At 65.1% G+C, this 13632-nt stretch carries 11 protein-coding genes; 3 read left to right on the top strand and 8 right to left on the bottom strand.

What is annotated here, in order from left to right; all coding sequences use genetic code 11:
- Positions 1-949: 949 nt before the first annotated feature.
- The 4 genes from E8F12_RS18605 to E8F12_RS18590 form a co-directional block, all read right to left on the bottom strand.
- Positions 950-1432: an acyl-CoA thioesterase gene (locus tag E8F12_RS18605; protein ID WP_280326684.1), complete on the bottom strand. Its 483-nt coding sequence runs from the start codon at positions 1430-1432 to the stop codon at positions 950-952.
- A gap of 110 nt (positions 1433-1542) precedes the next feature.
- Positions 1543-2337 (bottom strand): transporter substrate-binding domain-containing protein, encoded by a 795-nt coding sequence (locus tag E8F12_RS18600; RefSeq protein WP_280326683.1) that lies wholly within the window; start codon positions 2335-2337, stop codon positions 1543-1545.
- 49 nt (positions 2338-2386) lie between these two features.
- Positions 2387-3754, bottom strand: coding sequence for a glutamine synthetase family protein (locus tag E8F12_RS18595; protein WP_280326682.1), 1368 nt, complete (start codon positions 3752-3754; stop codon positions 2387-2389).
- 113 nt (positions 3755-3867) lie between these two features.
- Positions 3868-5259: an aspartate aminotransferase family protein gene (locus E8F12_RS18590; RefSeq protein ID WP_280326681.1), complete on the bottom strand. Its 1392-nt coding sequence runs from the start codon at positions 5257-5259 to the stop codon at positions 3868-3870.
- A 364-nt stretch (positions 5260-5623) separates the two neighbouring features.
- Here E8F12_RS18590 and E8F12_RS18585 point away from each other — a divergent pair, with 364 nt between their 5' ends.
- Positions 5624-6289 (top strand): GntR family transcriptional regulator, encoded by a 666-nt coding sequence (locus E8F12_RS18585; protein WP_280326680.1) that lies wholly within the window; start codon positions 5624-5626, stop codon positions 6287-6289.
- A gap of 220 nt (positions 6290-6509) precedes the next feature.
- Entirely contained in the window at positions 6510-8270 is a 1761-nt protein-coding gene (locus E8F12_RS18580; RefSeq protein ID WP_280326679.1) for a cation:proton antiporter, read from the top strand.
- Between the two features lie 142 nt (positions 8271-8412).
- On the opposite strand, the gene E8F12_RS18575 is transcribed toward E8F12_RS18580, so the two are convergent.
- Positions 8413-8820, bottom strand: coding sequence for an SMI1/KNR4 family protein (locus E8F12_RS18575; protein ID WP_280326678.1), 408 nt, complete (start codon positions 8818-8820; stop codon positions 8413-8415).
- A gap of 245 nt (positions 8821-9065) precedes the next feature.
- Between E8F12_RS18575 and E8F12_RS18570 the strand changes: the two genes are divergently transcribed.
- Positions 9066-9530 (top strand): YbaK/EbsC family protein, encoded by a 465-nt coding sequence (locus E8F12_RS18570; protein ID WP_280292036.1) that lies wholly within the window; start codon positions 9066-9068, stop codon positions 9528-9530.
- A 135-nt stretch (positions 9531-9665) separates the two neighbouring features.
- On the opposite strand, the gene E8F12_RS18565 is transcribed toward E8F12_RS18570, so the two are convergent.
- The 3 genes from E8F12_RS18565 to uvrD all read right to left on the bottom strand — a co-directional run bounded on the left by E8F12_RS18565 (position 9666) and on the right by uvrD (position 13583).
- Positions 9666-10517: a Tim44 domain-containing protein gene (locus tag E8F12_RS18565; protein WP_280326677.1), complete on the bottom strand. Its 852-nt coding sequence runs from the start codon at positions 10515-10517 to the stop codon at positions 9666-9668.
- Between the two features lie 124 nt (positions 10518-10641).
- Positions 10642-11217 carry a TetR/AcrR family transcriptional regulator gene (locus E8F12_RS18560; protein ID WP_280326676.1) on the bottom strand — a complete coding sequence of 192 codons (576 nt, stop codon included), beginning with the start codon at positions 11215-11217 and terminating at the stop codon, positions 10642-10644.
- Positions 11218-11402: 185 nt separating this feature from the next.
- Complete coding sequence (gene uvrD, locus E8F12_RS18555) at positions 11403-13583, bottom strand: DNA helicase II (RefSeq protein WP_280326675.1); 2181 nt, start codon at positions 13581-13583, stop codon at positions 11403-11405.
- Between the last annotated feature and the right edge of the window lie 49 nt (positions 13584-13632).

Here is a 13632-nt window from a genome sequence, read left to right as displayed (position 1 = left end):
TACACGGCTGGTCTTGGCTGCAGCCTTCGAACTACAGCTTATCCACAGATGCGTCCACGGGATTTGGGTAAAAGCACGGGAGCGTAGGCTCCGGTTGTGAACAGATCAGCCTCGTGTGCACTGATCCGGGGGCGATGCAGGGTGGAAATCGCTCTTCATTTCCACCATCGAGGGCCGGATGCACGCCATGGTGGATCGGTTAAGCGTGATCCACCCTACAGGCTTGGCCTTGCGCAAATGAATTCGGTCCGACGGATCGGAGGGTTATGCACAGCGCAAGGACCGCTCGATTACGCTGGATGGAAAATGATCAATTCCGTGGGTGCCGCGACTATCAAGGCCTGCAGCCGTGGCCTCACAGTTTATCCACAGTTGGCTGCACAGATTATGTGCGGAAGTTCGCTCGTAAGTAGTTGAAGTAGAACGAAAAATGTACAAGTGGCATAGATCCGCGTCCGGTCTTGGCTGCAGCCTTCGAACTACAGCTTATCCACAGATGCGTCCACGGGATTTGGGTAAAAGAACGGGAGCATACGTCCAGGCTGTGAACAGATCTGCCAGGTGCGTGTTGATCGTATGTTGGGCCGGCGCTGTTGGGCTTCGTTTCGCTCTGCGCCAACCTACGGACACGGGCCATTCGCGAATGAATTCGCTCCACGGGCTCGGAGGTGCATTGGCTTATGCAAAGCGAGAGGTCGCTAAGGCGAGCTGGATAGAAAGTGATCAGTTCTATGAAAGCCACAGCTGGCAAGGCATACAGCTGTAGCTGCACAGTTTATCCACAGTTGGCTACACAGTATCTGTGCGCAATGCAAAGCCCAAGTGCCTGAAGTCGTTCAGAAAATGCTCGAAAGGCGGGCGGACGCATGGGGGCTGGGCTGTAGTACTTGCTCTACAAGTTACCCACAGCACCATCCACTGAATCTAGGAGCAAAGTGGAAGCGAGGGCTCAGCTGCCCTCGCGCATTTCCTGGTAGCGCTGTTCCAGTTCCTGGCGGATCTGTCGACGCTGCTGGGCCTGGGCATAGCGGCGCTTCTCGTCGGCGCTCTGCGGCTGCAGGGGCGGCACCTGCGCGGGGCGGCGCTCGTCATCGAGGGCGACCATGGTGAAGAAGCAGCTGTTGGTATGGCGCACCGAGCGTTCGCGGATGTTTTCGGTGACGACCTTTATGCCCACTTCCATGGAGGTGTTGCCGGTGTAGTTCACCGAGGCGAGGAAGGTGACCAGCTCGCCGACATGGATGGGCTCGCGGAAGATCACCTGGTCCACCGAGAGGGTCACTACGTATCGACCGGCATAGCGGCTGGCGCACGCGTATGCCACTTCGTCCAGGTACTTGAGCAAGGTTCCGCCATGGACATTGCCCGAGAAGTTGGCCATGTCAGGGGTCATGAGTACGGTCATCGACAATTGTGCGGTTCCGGGTTCCATGCTGGCCTCGTCGGTATGGGGTCTGTCTGGGGTAGACGCAGGCTGGAGGCGGGGCGCCACAGTGGCGGCCCCATGCAATCGACGAACGCGGCCCTGTGGGTAACTTGGCGTCAGGGGGCCCCGGCTGCCTGGTTGCAGGCCGGCAGGGCCTCCACCCGGTCACTGGGCCCGCAGGCCAGGCCATACTCGCGGCGGAGCTGAGCCAGCTCCGCGGCCTGATCGGCGAGAAAGCGGTCGAAGGCTTCGAGCAATTCCGGGTGGTTCAGGCTGCTGGCATGGAAGGCGGTCTGAGCCTGGGGCAGTTCAGGGTCCAGCTGGAGGCGGTCGCCACCCAGGTCAGTGTGTTCGATCAGGTAGTAACGCAGCACTTCCGGGTTGGCATAGAGGGCATCGATGCGCTGGCGTAGCAGCATGCGCACCAGGCTGCCGATATCGCTGGCCTCCACCAGTTGCACCTGGCCGCCCTGCAGGCGCTGGAGCCAGGCCTCGGGAGTGAAGCCGCGTATCGTACCGAGTCGGCGCACCGCAGCCATGCCGCGTCCCAGGTGTTCGCGCAGCACCAGGCTACCGTCGACGATACGGACCGCCGGGCGGCTGTAGTGTATGCGAACGTCGCCCTTGAGCTGGCGCGACCAGGCGGGATTGTCCGGAAATACCAGCATCAGCCGGTCGGTGGTCTGCAGGTTGCGGTGCAGCCGGTTGATCGGCAGCGCTTCGAGCTCCAGGGACATGCCTTGGCTGCTGGCGAAGCGCTGCAGCAAGTCGATGGCATAGCCTTCGGCGGGGCGCCCAGGGAGGGCGCGGTAGTAGGGCAGGTAGTCCTGGCTTTCCAGGCCCACACGCAACAGCTCCGCTTCGCAAACGCTGAGGAAAGACAGCAGCAGCGCAAGGATGGCAGCCTTCATCGGGAGGGCCTGGCGGGAGAGGGGCTTTGCCACTGAGCCTAGCCGATCCTCAGGCGTGGGTCAGGTACCAGCGCCAGTCCTGCTCGCCCACCTCGCCCATGAACTGGCGGTATTCCTCCTGCTTGATCGCCAGGAACACCCGGAGGAAATCCTCGCCGAGGGCGTCGCGGGCCCAGGTCGACTCTTCCAGCGCGCGCAGGGCGCTGAGCCAGTCGGTGGGAAGAAACTCCTTGGCCTGTGCATAACCGTTGCCGCTGATAGGCACGCCCGGGTCGATCTGCTCGCGGATGCCGTGGTGGATGCCGGCGAGTATCGCTGCGGCAGCCAGGTAGGGGTTGGCGTCGGCGCCGCAGATGCGGTGCTCGATGTGCCGGCTTTTCGCCGGCCCGCCCGGCACGCGGAAGGACACGGTGCGGTTGTTCACTCCCCAGCTCTTGGCCAGCGGCGCGTAGCTGTTGGCCTGGAAACGGCGGAAGGAGTTGGCGTTGGGGCAGAAGATGGCGAGGGAATCCAGCAGGGTAGTCATCATGCCGCCGATGGAGTGGCGCAGCAGCGGCGTGCCGTGGGGGTCTTTGCTGGCGTACAGGTTGTTGCCCTCGGCGTCGGCGAGGCTGACGTGCATGTGCAGTCCACTGCCGGCGCGGTCGCCGAAGGGCTTGGCCATGAAGCAGGCCTGCAGCCCGTGCCGGTTCGCCACGCCCTTGACCAGGCGCTTGTAGCGCACGCCTTCGTCCACCGCCTGGAGCGCGTCGAAGCGGTGTTCCAGGGTCAGCTCGACCTGGCCCGGCGCGTACTCGGAGATCGCCGTGCGCACCGGCAGGCCCTGGACTTCGCAGGCGGCGTAGAGGTCGTCGAGGAAGGGTTGCAGCTGCTCCAGCTCATAGACCCCGTAGACCTGTGGTGCTTCCGGGCGGACGCCATTCATCTGCAGGGCCGGCTGCGGGCGGCCGCTGGCATCGCGCTGCTTGTCCAGCAGGTAGAACTCCAGCTCCACCGCCATCACCGGGTGGAAGCCGTCGGCCTTGAGGCGGTCGATCACCCGCACCAGGGCGTGACGCGGGTCGGCCGGGGTGGCCGGTAGGCCCTGGCTGGGGTGCATGCTGACCTGCAACTGGCCGGTGGGCGTCGCGCGCCAGGGTTGCAGGGTCAGGCTGCCGGGCAGGGGATAGGTCCAGCAGTCGGCGTCGGCCACCTCCCAGACCAGCCCGGTGCCTTCCACGTCTTCGCCCTGGATGGTCAGCGCGAGGATGGAGCTGGGCAGGGGCCGGCCGTTCTCGTAGATGGCCAGCAGCTCGTCACGGTGCAGCAGCTTGCCGCGCGGCACGCCGTTGGCGTCGATGAGGAAGAGTTCGAGGCTGCGCACCTCAGGGTGGTGTTCGAGGAAGTCACGGGCTTCCTGGATATCGGCGAATCGCATGGTGAACCTCTGGGCCGCCTTTTGCGGCGCGGAATGTTGGCATCGTCCCTGTAGGCGCTTGCTCGCGAATAGCCCGAAGGTTCGCGAGCAAGCTCGCTCCTACAGGTCATATGTCATTGACGAGCGCCGGGGATGGCCAGCAGCTCGGTGAGGGCGTCGTCGAGGGTCGCGATCAGACGGTCGACGTCGGCCGCCGAGGTGTCCGGGCAGCACAGGGTCATGTTGTGGAACGGGGTGATCAGGATGCCGCGGTTGATCAGGTAGAGGTGCAGGGCCATCTGCAGGCTGTCGTGGAAGGCCGCCTCGGCCTCGGCGCCAGTCTTCGGCGGCGTGGCGCAGAACTGGAATTCGCAGCGTGCGCCCAGCTCGGTCACCGACCAGTTCAGGCGGTGCTTGTGGATAAGTCCGCGGAAGCCATCGGCCAGGCGTGTGGCCAGCGGCAGCATGTGGGCGTAGGCGGCCTCGGTCATCACCGACTCCAGGTGGGCGCGCATGCAATGCATGGCCAGAGCGTTTGCCGAGAGGGTGGTGCCCATGCCGCTGTGGCCGTGGCCATGGCTGTTCTCGCTGGCATGGCGGCGGACGCTTTGCATGGCCTGGGCCATTTCCGCGCTGCAGCCGTAGACCGAGCAGGGTACGCCGCCGGCGATGGGCTTGCCGAGGGTGATGAAGTCCGGTTCCAGGTTCCAGCTGCGGGTGCAGCCGCCGGGGCCGGTGGAGATGGTGTGGGTCTCGTCGATGATCAGCAGGCTACCGTGCTTGCGGGTCAGTTCGCGCAGGCGCTCCATGTAGCCGGGCTCGGGCAGGACCATGCCGATATTGGTCATCGCCGGCTCGCAAAGCACTGCGGCGACGTCGCCCTGGGCCAGGGCCGCTTCCAGCGCGGCGAGGTCGTTGAAGGGGACCGAGCGGCTGTAGCGGGTCAGGTCGTAGGCCTGGCCGATCAGGCCGGAGCGGTGCACGGTGCGGCCTTCGCGGTAGCGCACCATGACGTCGTCCACCGTGCCGTGGTAGCAGCCGTCGAACACCAGCAGCACCTTGCGCCCGGTGATGGCGCGGGCCCAGCGCAGCACGAAACGGTTGGCGTCGGTGGCGGTGGTCGCTACCTGCCAGTAGGGCAGGCCGAAACGCTCGGCCAGCAGCTCGCCGGCGACCACGGCGTCTTCGCCGGGAAGCATGGTGGTCAGGCCGTTGGCGCCCTGTTCGGCGATGGCGCGGGCGATGGGCTCGGGGGAGTGGCCGAACATGCTGCCGGTGTCGCCCAGGCAGAAGTCCACGTATTCGTGGCCGTCCACGTCATGGAAGCGTGCGCCTTTGGCGCGGTTCACGAACAGCGGGCTGGGCGTGGACCAGTCGCTCATCCAGTGCATGGGCACGCCGCCGAATAGCGAATGGCGGGCGCGCTCGGCCAGGGCGATGGACTTCGGATTCTGCTGCACAAAGCGCTCGCGCTCGCGGGCGGCCAGGGTTGCCACGGCGCTTTCGGCGATGCCACTGGAAGTCATGTCTGAACACCTCGTTCGTTTTTTTGCACATCCTGTTTTGTGATCACAATTCTGTCAAGGCTTGCGAAAAAAGCCGCTGAAAATTAACTTGGAACCGTATTTGTGATCACAGGATCGAGTGAGTGGCCAGGTGGAACGGTTCCGCTGGTCCAGCACGGGCCTGTGGCGCCCCTCCGCGTAAGCCGAAAGCACAGCGGAACCGGAGCCGGGCGCCGCGATACACTCCGCCGCCGCTCACGCCCATGAAAGCGTAGGCGCCAGCCCGGACAATATTTTCGAGAACAAGGCGACCCAACCATGCATAACTGCAGCCTGACCCTGAACCAACTGCCGGCGCCGCCGGCCCTTGCACGGTGACATGCCCATGGCCGAGAACCTGCAGGAACAGCTTTACCTACGACTACGCGAGGGCCTGTTGGCAGGCCAGTTCAAACCCGGCGAGCGCTTGAAGATCCGTGATCTCGCGGCCGCCTGGGGCACCAGCCCGATGCCGGTGCGTGCCGCCTTGCAGCGCCTGGTGGCCGAAGGCGCACTGGAGGGCGAGCCGCAGCGCTCGGTGCGTGTGCCGCCCATGACCCGCGAGCGCTTCAAGCAGATCTTCCAGGTGCGCATGGCGCTGGAAGGCATGGCGGTGGAAGCGGCAGCGGGCAAGTTATCCACAGCTGACCTGGACGACCTGCGCGGCTGCATGGAACGCATGGACGCCGCCATCCTGCAGCGTGACGTCCAGGGTTACCTGACCGATAACAGCCTGTTCCACCTGACCCTTTACCGTGCCTGCGGCAATCCCATCCTGCTGCGCACTATCGAGACCCTCTGGCTACAGGTCGGCCCCTTCTTCAACCGACTGTTTACCGAGGCGGATCTCTCCTTGCGTCTCAACGACTTCCACGAGGACGCCTTCAAGGCGCTGCTGGCCGGTGACGGCAAGGCCGCGCGCTTCGCCATCGAGCAGGACCTGAGCTACTTCGGCCAGTTCCTCCTCAATCTCCTGGAACTGGACTTCGCCCAGGCCCGCAGCAGCGGCTGAGCGGGGCGCTGTGCCTGCAGCAGCGAGCCGTGCCCGCTGCTGCAGGCCGCCGGCAAATGTTTCGGTATGTTGCGCCCGTCTGGCGCTGCCAGGCGCAGTGATAACCTGCGAAAGTTCTTAGCTTCAACTTCCCTATTTCCTACATGGTTCCACAGGAACCGAGCGAGAAGCCCGCGCGCGGGCCCGCCGCGCCGCGCATTGCAGAAAAGGAGTCCGCGCCATGCATGCCATCGCTTTCATCCAGGATCTCGCCGTGATCATGCTGGTCGCGGGCATGGTGACCATCCTTTTCCACCGCTTTAAACAGCCGGTGGTGCTGGGCTACATAGTCGCCGGCTTCATCATCGGTCCGCACACGCCGCCCTTCGAGCTGATCCACGACGAGGAAACCATCAAGATCCTCGCCGAGCTGGGGGTGATCTTCCTGATGTTCTGCCTGGGGCTCGAGTTCAGCCTGGCCAAGCTGTTCCGGGTCGGGGCCACCGCTTTCATTGCCGCCTTCCTGGAAATCATCCTGATGATCTGGATCGGCTACGAGATTGGCAGCTACTTCGGCTGGAGCACCATGGATTCGCTGTTCCTCGGTGCGATCTTGGCGATTTCTTCCACCACCATCATCGTCAAGGCGCTCGGCGACCTGAAGATGAAGAACGAGCGCTTCGCCCAACTGATCTTCGGCGTGCTGATAGTCGAGGACATCCTCGGCATCGGCATCATCGCGCTGCTGTCGGGCATCGCCGTGAGCGGTTCGGTGGAGACCGGCGAAGTGTTCGCCACCGTGGGCAAGCTCAGCCTGTTCATGATCGTCGCCCTGGTCGTCGGCATCCTGCTGGTGCCGCGCCTGCTGGCCTACGTGGCCAGGTTCGAGAGCAACGAGATGCTGCTGGTGACCGTGCTCGGCCTGTGCTTCGGCTTCTGCCTGCTGGTGGTGAAGCTGGAGTACAGCATGGTGCTGGGGGCCTTCCTGATCGGCGCGATCATGGCCGAGTCGCGCCAATTGGTGCAGATCGAGCGGCTGATCGAGCCGGTGCGCGACATGTTCAGCGCGATCTTCTTCGTCGCCATCGGCCTGTTGATCGACCCCAAGGTGCTGGTGGAATACGCCTGGCCGATCGCGGTCATCACGGTCGCGGTGGTGCTGGGCAAGATGGTTTCCTGCGGCCTCGGCGCCTTCATCGCCGGCAATGACGGCCGCACCTCGCTGCGGGTCGGCATGGGCCTGTCGCAGATCGGCGAGTTCTCTTTCATCATCGCCGCCTTGGGCATCACCCTGCAGGTCACCAGCGACTTCCTCTATCCGGTGGCAGTCGCCGTATCGGCCATCACCACCCTGCTGACGCCCTACCTGATCCGCGCCGCCGACCCACTTTCCATCACGCTGGCACAGGCGATGCCGCGTCCGTTGTCGCGTGTGTTCGGCCTCTACGGCGAGTGGCTGCGCAGCATCCAGCCCCAGGGCCAGAGCGCGGTACTGGCGAAGATGATCCGCAAGATCCTGCTGCAGGTGCTGGTGAACCTGGCACTGGTGGTGGCGATCTTCCTTGGCAGCGCCTATTTCGCCGGCACCCTGGCCGGTTACCTGAGCGACTGGGTGGCTTCGCCCAACCTGCAGAAGGCACTGATCTGGGGTGGCGCGCTGCTGCTTTCGCTGCCCTTCCTGATCGCTGCCTACCGCAAGCTCAAGGCCCTGTCCATGCTGCTGGCGGAGATGGGCGTGAGCCCGGACAAAGCCGGGCGCCACACCGAGCGGGTGCGCAAGGTGATAGCCGAGGTGATCCCGCTGCTCTCGCTGCTGGGCATCATGCTACTGCTGATGGCGCTGTCGGCGAGCATCCTGCCCACGCTGGAACTGCTGGTGCTCATCGCCCTGCTGGCGGCGGGCGTCAGCGCATTGCTCTGGCGCTGGCTGATCCGCGTGCATTCGCGAATGCAGATCGCCCTGATGGAGACCCTGGAGCAGGGCCAGGATGATCACCGCTGAGGGACGACGCGAGACGCACGCCGTAGGGTACGCTGCGCGCACCGCCTGCGGAATCGGCTCTGGCGCGGTGTTCAATCGCTGGTGCGCATGGCGTACCCTACCGGGCAACGACGTTGCTCTCGCCTCCCGGGTTCAATGGGGTTCAGCTGGTCAGCCAGACGTCCCGTGCCCAGTGCCAGACCGAGTCCCAGCTTTCGTCGGTGAGCTCTTCCTCGTCGCCGGACCAGAGCAGCACTTCGCCTTCGCCATCCACCAGGTAGTAGTCGCGGCCGTCCTGGCAGAGCGGCACCAGGTCGCGCGGCACACCCAGATCCCAGGCGACGGCGGCGACTTCCGGCAGGTAGGTATGGGACTGCGGGTCGGTGACGGTCACCGGCTCCAGGCGGCCATACACCACGTCGCTGACCTTGAGCAGGAACTCGCGCAGCTCGAAGGGCAGGTTGATCAGCAGCTGCTCTTCGATCTCCACCAGCAGCTCCTCGTCGGGCAGCTCCAAGGGAACCGGCACCGGTTCGTTGAGTTCGCGCAGCTGTTCGATGACTTCTTCCATGGCGGCAGGCCCTCATGCATTGGGATGCGCTTTATACAGTAGCCTGAGGCGGGAAGAAAAAAGCATGGGTAGATGCGCGGGCAAGAGCGGGGCCCAGACTGCCCTGGCTTAAGCCCGTCCTGGCAGTGGCGGCGCTTTTTCAGCACCAAGTGCTTCAGCCCGGACCCTTTGCGCTGTCTAAACTTTGAGCACTGACGTTTCTGCTCAGAGCAGTCCGAAATCACGCACTCCTTGGGAGGTGCATCATGAGAATGGCAGCAACCCTGCAGCGCAGTCTGGAAAGCGCGCATGCCCAGTACGACCTGGTCCCGCACCCGCACTCGGCCACCAGCCTGGAGGCTGCGCGGGTGGCCAACGTGTCGGCGGAACGCCTGGCCAAGCCGGTGATACTCGATGACCGCGAAGGCCATTTCCTCATGGCGGTGGTGCCCGCCAGCCGCCACCTGGATGTGGGCAAGGTGCGCAAGGATGCCAAGGACTGGCAGCTCACCAACGAAGCGACCCTCGCCGGCCTGTTCAAAGACTGTGAACTCGGCGCGCTGCCGGCGCTGGGCCAGTCCTACGGAATGAAGATGCTGGTCGACCCGCAGCTGACGCGGCAGCGGGATATCTACCTGGAAGCCGGGGACCACGAGAACCTGGTGCACATGCGCATGGACCAATACCTCAAGCTGGTGCCCGATGCCGAAGTCTGCGAGCTCTGCCACTAAGGGGCCCGCGCGGCTGCCGCAGCCGCCACCCTTCTGGTTCCGCCGTTCCATCGCCCGCCGCCGCTGGCGGCGGGGTGGCGGTCGGCGCCAATGAAAAACCCCGGGCAAGCCCGGGGTTTTTCATTACGGGGTCGATCAGTTCTGACGGATGCCCGCCACCAGCCAGGGCTGGTTGTCGCCATGCACGCGCTCCATGCGCCAGCTTTCGCTGAACGCCTCGCCCTGGTCGAAGCGCGAGGACTTGGAAACGCCGTTGAAGGTCAGGGTGGCGACTGTCTTGTCGGCCAGTTCGTCGATGCCGTCCAGCTGCACCTGCAGGTTGTCGATGTAGGTGGACTGGTAGGCATCGCCCAGGCTGGCGCGTTCTTCCTTGAGGAAGCTGAGCATCTGCGGGGTGACGAACTCGGCGATCTTGTCCATCTCGGCCGCATCCCAGTGCTGCTGCAGGGCCATGAAGTGCTCGCGGCCGGCTTCGATGAAGCGCTGCTCGTTGAACCAGCTCGGGGCATTGATGGCCGGCTGGACTGCCGCCGGAGCGGCACTGCCGAAGATCGGCGCCTGCTGCTGCGGCATTTCACGCTGGAAGGGCGCGTGGCCGGCCACGGCCGGCTGGCCCTGGTGCTGGGCGCGCTTGCGTGCGGCCAGGAAGCGGAAGATCAGGAAGGCGATCAGGCCGATGATCAGGAAGTCGAAGATCTGCATGCCGTCGAAGCCGTCGCCCATGAACATGGAGGCGAGCAGGCCACCGGCGGCGATACCGGCCAGCGGGCCGAGCCAACGGGAGGCGCCGCTTGCGGCGGCCGGTTTGCCGGCGGTGGCAGGGGCGGCGGTGTTCGGAGTTTGCTGGGCGGGGGCAGCCTGGCGGGTCTGGTGGGTCGGCGCGGAGCCAAAGGACTTGCCGCCGCCCATACGCTTGGCGGCGTTGACATCCAGGCTGAGCGTCAGGCCGACGCAGAGGGCCAGGGCAATACTGAGGAATCGGCGCATCAGAGGCTTCTCTTGGTTATGAATCTACGCGCGCCATGCTGCACAGTCGCGCCGACTATAGCTAGGGGGAGAGTGTTTCGGGATTTTGTCGGACAGGTCCGCCGGCCTTATCCGAGCATGCCGTTCATCTGCGCAGCAGGAATACCAGCGGCCCGCAACGCAACTGCTGGCGCAGCACGGCACGCAGGTCGGCCTCGTCTTCCATCGGGTGGCGCAGCCAGTGGATGAAGGTACGCAGGTAGGCGCCGGTGAGCAGGCTTTCTTCGGCGATGCGGCGCAGGTGCAGGGTTTCCCGCTGCGCCGCCTCGCGCCACCACTGCACGGTGCGGCTGACCCGCAACAGGCCCAGCACCTGCAGGTGGAAATGGCCGGGCTCCAGCTTGTAGAGCAGCATCTGCCCGGTTACCGAGCGGTGTGCCGACAGGCCGGCGAGCCAGGCCATCAGCAGTTCCTCCAGGCGTTTCTCGGCGCTCAGGGCTTCCAGGTCGCCGCCCCGGCCACGGGCCAGCATGGCCTGGTCGGCACGGTCGAACCAGGCTTCCACCAAGTCGTCCTTCTGCTTGTAGTGCTTGGCGATGGCGTCGAGATCGACGCCGAGTTCCTTGGCCACCTCGAACAGGTGCAGCCTTTCCCAGCCGCAGGTATCGGCGAGGTTCAGGGCGCAATCGAGTATCTGCTGGGCGCTGGGCGAGCGGGGCATGGACTTACCTCCGCCAGTCAGTATGGCCAAGCTTGCGCGAGTGACAGGTGGATCGGACGGGCGGAACGATGCGAGCCCGCCGGCTGTGCTGTTGTAGGGGCGATTTCAATCGCCAGGCGAACCGCAGGTTCGCCCTTCAGGCGTGCTTGGGGCAGCTGCGCTGACCTTGGCGAATGAATTCGCCCCTACAGTGGCTGCAGCTTGGCGTAGGCCAGCATCAGCCACTTGCTGCCTTCGTTCTCGAACTTCACCTGCACCCGCGCCTGGGCGCCGGCGCCTTCGAAGTTGAGGATGGTGCCCTCGCCGAACAACGAGTGCTGCACACGCTGGCCGAGGGAGAAGGGCGTTTCCGGCACGGCGGCACCATCGAAGATCGAGCCGTGCCGGCTGCCGGCGCCCATGGGGCGGCTGATGCTGTTGTTCAGGCGCACTTCGCGGATCAGCTGCGGCGGCACTTCGCGGACGAAGCGCGAGACCTTGTTGTAGGTCTCGCTGCCGTAGAGCCGGCGGGTCTCGGCGTAGGTCAGCACCAGGCGCTGCATGGCGCGGGTGACGCCGACATAGGCCAGGCGGCGTTCTTCCTCCAGGCGGGTCGGGTCTTCCATGCTCATCTTGTGGGGGAACAGGCCTTCTTCCATGCCCACCAGGAACACCAGGGGGAATTCCAGGCCCTTGGCGCTGTGCAGGGTCATCAGCTGCACGCTGTCTTCGAAGGCGTCGGCCTGGGTCTCGCCGGCTTCCAGCGAGGCATGGCTGAGGAAGGCCTGCAGCGGCGTGAGGTCTTCCTCGCTTTCTTCGTTCTCGAAGGCGCGGGCGGCGCTGACCAGTTCTTCCAGGTTCTCCACCCGGGCCTGGCCTTTCTCGCCCTTTTCGTCCTTGTGATAGGCCACCAGGCCGCTCTGCTCGATCACGGTCTGGGTCATCAGGTGCAGCGGCATGTCCAGCACCTTGGCGGCGAGGTTCTCGATCAGCTCCATGAAGGCCGCCAGGGCGCTGGAGGCGCGGCCGGCCAGGGCCTTGTTGGCGATCATCAGGCGCATCGCTTCCCACATGGCGACTTCGTTGACGCGGGCGAACTCGCGGATGTTCTCCACCGTCTTCTCGCCGATGCCGCGCGGCGGCACGTTGATCACCCGCTCCAGCGCCGCGTCGTTGCCGCGGCCGTCGAGCAGGCGCAGATAGGCCATGGCGTTCTTGATCTCGGCGCGCTCGAAGAAGCGCTGGCCGCCGTAGATGCGGTAGGGAATCTTCTCCCGCAGCAGGGCCTCTTCCAGCACCCGCGACTGGGCGTTGGAGCGGTAGAGGATGGCGATCTCGCTGCGTGCCATGCCGTCCTTCAGGGCGCTCTCGATGCTTTCCACCACGTAGCGGGCTTCGTCGTGCTCGTTGAAGGCGGCGTAGAGGCCGATGGGCTCTCCGTCTTCGCCTTCGGTCCAGAGTTCCTTGCCGAGGCGGCCCTGGTTATTGGCGATCAGGGCGTTGGCGGCCTTGAGAATTCCCGCGGTGGAGCGGTAGTTCTGCTCCAGGCGGATCACCTCGGTGTCGGGGAAATCGCTGGAGAACTGCTGGATATTCTCGATCCGCGCGCCGCGCCAGCCATAGATGGACTGGTCGTCGTCGCCCACCACCATCAGGCTCTGGCCGCCCTTGGCGAGCAGGCGCAGCCAGGCGTACTGCACGGCGTTGGTGTCCTGGAACTCGTCCACCAGTACATGGCGGAAGCGCCGCTGGTAGTGCTCCAGCAGGCTCGGTCTGTCGCGCCAGAGGTCAAGGGCGCGCAGCAGCAGCTCGGAGAAATCGATCACCCCGGTGCGCGCGCAGGCGGCTTCGTAGGCTTCGTAGATCTTCAGCATGGTGCCGAGGAACAGGTCGCCGCCGGCCTGGATGTGCTGTGGGCGGATGCCCTCGTCCTTCTGGCCGTTGATGAACCACTGGGCCTGGCGCGCCGGCCAGCGCTGCTCGTCGAGGCCGAGTTCGCGGATCACCCGCTTGACCAGGCGCTGCTGGTCGTCGCCGTCGAGGATCTGGAAGTTCTCGGCCAGGCCGGCTTCCTGCCAATGGGCCCGCAGCAGGCGGTGCGCCAGGCCGTGGAAGGTGCCGACCCACATGCCCGCCGGGTTGATGCCCAGCAGCTGCTCGATGCGCTGGCGCATCTCGGCGGCGGCCTTGTTGGTGAAGGTCACCGACAGAATCGAGTGGGGCGAGGCCTGCTCCACCTGGATCAGCCAGGCGATGCGGTGCACCAGCACGCGGGTTTTGCCGGAACCGGCGCCGGCAAGCACCAGTTGACGCCCCAGCGGGGCCGCTACGGCCTGGCGTTGAGCGTCGTTGAGGGAGTTCAGGAGGAGGGAGAGATCGTCGCGCATCGCGGCATTCTAGGGGCGCGGGTTGGGGAGGGCAAACCGACGACCGGCT

The sequence above is a fragment of the Pseudomonas sp. BN102 genome, from assembly GCF_029871245.1.
In the GTDB taxonomy this organism is placed as follows: domain Bacteria; phylum Pseudomonadota; class Gammaproteobacteria; order Pseudomonadales; family Pseudomonadaceae; genus Metapseudomonas.
Note: the sequence above shows the minus strand (reverse complement) of the source record. Positions and strands in the feature narration are given on the sequence as shown.

Excerpts from the sequence above, each read along its gene's own strand:
- E8F12_RS18605 (WP_280326684.1), bottom strand. The coding sequence starts at position 1,432 with ATGGAACCCGGAACCGCACAATTGTCGATGACCGTACTCATGACCCCT.
- E8F12_RS18600 (WP_280326683.1), bottom strand. The coding sequence starts at position 2,337 with ATGAAGGCTGCCATCCTTGCGCTGCTGCTGTCTTTCCTCAGCGTTTGC.
- E8F12_RS18595 (WP_280326682.1), bottom strand. The coding sequence starts at position 3,754 with ATGCGATTCGCCGATATCCAGGAAGCCCGTGACTTCCTCGAACACCAC.
- E8F12_RS18590 (WP_280326681.1), bottom strand. The coding sequence starts at position 5,259 with ATGACTTCCAGTGGCATCGCCGAAAGCGCCGTGGCAACCCTGGCCGCC.
- E8F12_RS18585 (WP_280326680.1), top strand. The coding sequence starts at position 5,624 with ATGGCCGAGAACCTGCAGGAACAGCTTTACCTACGACTACGCGAGGGC.
- E8F12_RS18580 (WP_280326679.1), top strand. The coding sequence starts at position 6,510 with ATGCATGCCATCGCTTTCATCCAGGATCTCGCCGTGATCATGCTGGTC.
- E8F12_RS18575 (WP_280326678.1), bottom strand. The coding sequence starts at position 8,820 with ATGGAAGAAGTCATCGAACAGCTGCGCGAACTCAACGAACCGGTGCCG.
- E8F12_RS18570 (WP_280292036.1), top strand. The coding sequence starts at position 9,066 with ATGAGAATGGCAGCAACCCTGCAGCGCAGTCTGGAAAGCGCGCATGCC.
- E8F12_RS18565 (WP_280326677.1), bottom strand. The coding sequence starts at position 10,517 with ATGCGCCGATTCCTCAGTATTGCCCTGGCCCTCTGCGTCGGCCTGACG.
- E8F12_RS18560 (WP_280326676.1), bottom strand. The coding sequence starts at position 11,217 with ATGCCCCGCTCGCCCAGCGCCCAGCAGATACTCGATTGCGCCCTGAAC.
- uvrD (WP_280326675.1), bottom strand. The coding sequence starts at position 13,583 with ATGCGCGACGATCTCTCCCTCCTCCTGAACTCCCTCAACGACGCTCAA.